The organism is Bacteroides sp. An19, from assembly GCF_002160215.1.
Classification (GTDB): Bacteria; Bacteroidota; Bacteroidia; order Bacteroidales; family Bacteroidaceae; genus Phocaeicola; species Phocaeicola intestinalis.
In genome coordinates this window covers 1-3,207 of record NZ_NFKD01000122.1, presented here as the reverse complement: position 1 = coordinate 3,207, position 3,207 = coordinate 1, and the positions used below count along the sequence as shown (strand labels likewise).

Below are 3,207 nucleotides of genomic sequence, written 5' to 3'. Positions count from 1 at the left end.
AGTTCCGGCAGAACTTAGGACTGCAGGGCTTACCGTCAGCTTCATTAATTCAGATGGAGACACGGAAAAATGGGAGTTCAGCGGAGGTTCCTGGGCGGTCGGCGGCTTTGAGAAGGTGGGGGCTGGAAGGCTTGGTGAATTATCTCAAAAGGTTTCTGTATTTCGAAAAAACTTCCTACATCCTACGGATATAACAAAAAACGATATTGCTAACGCAATAATAGCAATTGAGGCGTATGCAAGTACTGAAAAATTAACATCATTAGGCACTAACGAATTGTACTTGTCACTAGGTTATTATGAAGCTTATAAACGTTTTTATATCCAATGTGATGACGTATACCCTTTTGTTTCGCCGTTGTTAGTTGATATATTTTGGGATATTGATGAGAAGCCAACTGGCATCTATGAATATACCTATTCTGACTCCAATTTTTATATTCACCTTGTCGTTGATACAGATATAATAACATCACTTACATATACAGGGTGCAAAATAGTATTTGCAGACATGAAGTTTAGAAATGACTTCGATGAAAAGATAAATACTAGTATTGAAAAGCTCAACGATGATATTTATGAATTAAGGAGTGTTATAGGCCTTCCATCAACAGAGAAGGAATTGTCTGTAACATCTTCTAATTATCAGATAGACCTTAACACACAATTTAAGTCAGGCCAGAAAATCCGCATCACCGCGGAAAGTGACAGAAAGACAAGTTTCATGATTGCTGGTAATGTGGATTTGTCCACAAGCGGAAGGGTTTCTCCCGGTATACAAATGAATAATGGAACCGGAGAATTGGAATTACAATACGATGAAGACGGTGTTATTGGAACTTTTGGTTTTAAAACATATCCTGACAGTGACTTCGACATATCATTCAAAATTTATGTTGCTGATGCTGAGAGCATTGTTGAAAATATTGAAGAGTTAAACAAAGCTGTAGAAAATTTGAATAATTCAAACATAATTTTTGATGCTGATTTTATTCCTTCAATTAATGACAACCCAATAAATCATATATTAAGGGTACCTGGGTACACCGCAATATTCAGAGACTGGGGATTTATAGGAGATAGTTTATGTTCAGGGGAGTTCGAATGTTATGACGGGTCAACAAAGAAATACATAGATAAGTATGAATACAGTTGGGGACAACAAATTTGTAGGTTATGTGGTGCTGATGGGTATAACTTTTCCCAAGGCGGACAAACAGTTAAAGGCTGGATTTCTGGTTCGACTGAAAGAACATGAGGAGGTGCACAAAATAATCCAAAGCAAGCATATATTATTGCATTGGGTGTTAACGATACAGATAAAACAAAACCGGAACCAGGTAATCTTGATACAGATATAGATTTATCTGATTATAACAATAATGCCGATACATTTGCTGGAAATTATGGCGGACTAATTCAGAGATTGAGAAGCATTCAACCAAGATGCAAAATATTTATTGTATCTATGCCGAGAAATAGTAATCTAAATCCAATTATACAAGCTATGCCAACAAAATTTGACAACGTGTTTTTGATTGATTTGAAACAGTATCAATCAATGTATGAAAATCCAACGTTTAAAGATAATTATTATTTGGGAGGTCACCTTAATCCAGCAGGTTATCTTTACACAGCTTATCTATTTATGGCTTATATTGATTGGATAATCAGAAAAAACCCCGGCAAGTTTAAAGATGTTGGATTAATCGGTACTACATACACTACAGACCCTACATAGTTAGTAGAATAACTCGGTAAGTTCGAGTTGGAGACTATTTTGAAGGGAGGATAATTCCTCCCTTTATTCACTTTCCACTTGATTTGAAGCATACCCAATTAAACACTAAATTTATAAACTTACTGGGTTATTCTACAATCTACGAAATTAACAATAATTCATTTGCCAACATTTCTCCCATTTTTTCATGCCCAAATGTTGATGGGTGTCTATTAATTTTTTGCCCTCCATCAACACCTGTATATTCAGAATATAAATATTTAATTGATGGCAAAGATGTATTTATTTTCCCCCATAAATCTATAATATGTATATTCCAAGCGTTGCGTACAAGTTCTAAGTTGGATTTACCTTCATTATATGCGTAAGTCGTACCTAATACAAAAACTAATCTTGCTTTCGGGTTTAATTCATACATTTTATTCATCAGGAAAAGTAAGGCTCCTAAAAAAGTAAGTCTATGTTCAGAAAAATCAGAGTCATCAGAATATCTCCAATTTTCTTTGTCAAATAAATCCCAGTCTGTTGTTTCAAAGTTTGTATTGTTAGGTACAACATCGAATACCCATAAATCTGCGTCGGCGTTCTCTTCTACAAATATATTTTCCCAAGTCCATGTATATGAACTTCCTCCTTTATTTGGCGCCCAAGGCGATGAAGAAGAAGCTATTTCGGCTGTACTTACACCAGCTTCTTTTGCAGCAATATATTCAGACTTTGAAATGGTTGTAGCATAAGCATTTGTTGGTTCTTCTATCGTTCCTTGCCCACCCATGATAACGTCATGTTCTTCATCATAGTAACCATGTATTCTTTGTCCTGGCATTGAAGTATTAATCAGATTAAATCCAAGCTTATTGGCAGCTTCAAGTGCGTATGACTTAGTAGCATATTGTCCATAAGGAACTGACGTTCCAAGCCAAATTATCTTTTTCCCATACCATTGATTATTTGATGAATTTTGATATATTATTGGTGAATATTCTTTAATTGTAACATTTTTTCTAAGTGGTATCTTAATATCTTGATATGCACCAGCCGTTTGGTCCAAGTTAGTCATATCAATTATAAATGAGCAATCATTTGATATATATTCAACTTCACCAAAACTTTCAGTATAGAAATTCTTTATTTCTTCTTGTCCTCCATCACTTTTCAGACCGTAAATTTGTACTGTTATGTTACCACTTCTTAGTTTACCAATATTCCATAAATATACTCCATCTGGGTATTTGTCGTATATCTCTTTAGGCATATATATTTCATTCACAGCCTTAATAACATCAACATTATTAGACAGTAAATATTTACTTAATGTTTGTTCTAGCTCACCAAGCTTCCCGGCCCCCACCTTCTCAAAGCCGCCAGCCTTCCAGGAACCTCCGCTGAACTCCCATTTTTCCATATCACCATCTGCATTCATGAAGCTGACGGTAAGCCCTGCAGTCCTAAGTTCTGCCGGAACT

General features: G+C 35.5%; 2 protein-coding genes and 1 pseudogene. 2 read left to right on the top strand and 1 reads right to left on the bottom strand.

Going from position 1 to position 3,207, the window contains the following annotated elements:
* Positions 1-1,258 (top strand): annotated as a pseudogene (locus tag B5F25_RS22065) (hypothetical protein); the annotation flags it as partial.
* Between the two features lie 42 nt (positions 1,259-1,300).
* Positions 1,301-1,741, top strand: coding sequence for an SGNH/GDSL hydrolase family protein (locus B5F25_RS20685; protein ID WP_087251728.1), 441 nt, complete (start codon positions 1,301-1,303; stop codon positions 1,739-1,741).
* 139 nt (positions 1,742-1,880) lie between these two features.
* On the opposite strand, the gene B5F25_RS20680 is transcribed toward B5F25_RS20685, so the two are convergent.
* Positions 1,881-3,207, bottom strand: a 1,327-nt coding sequence (locus tag B5F25_RS20680; RefSeq protein WP_206423576.1) for a hypothetical protein, incomplete at its 5' end; no start/stop codon positions are given.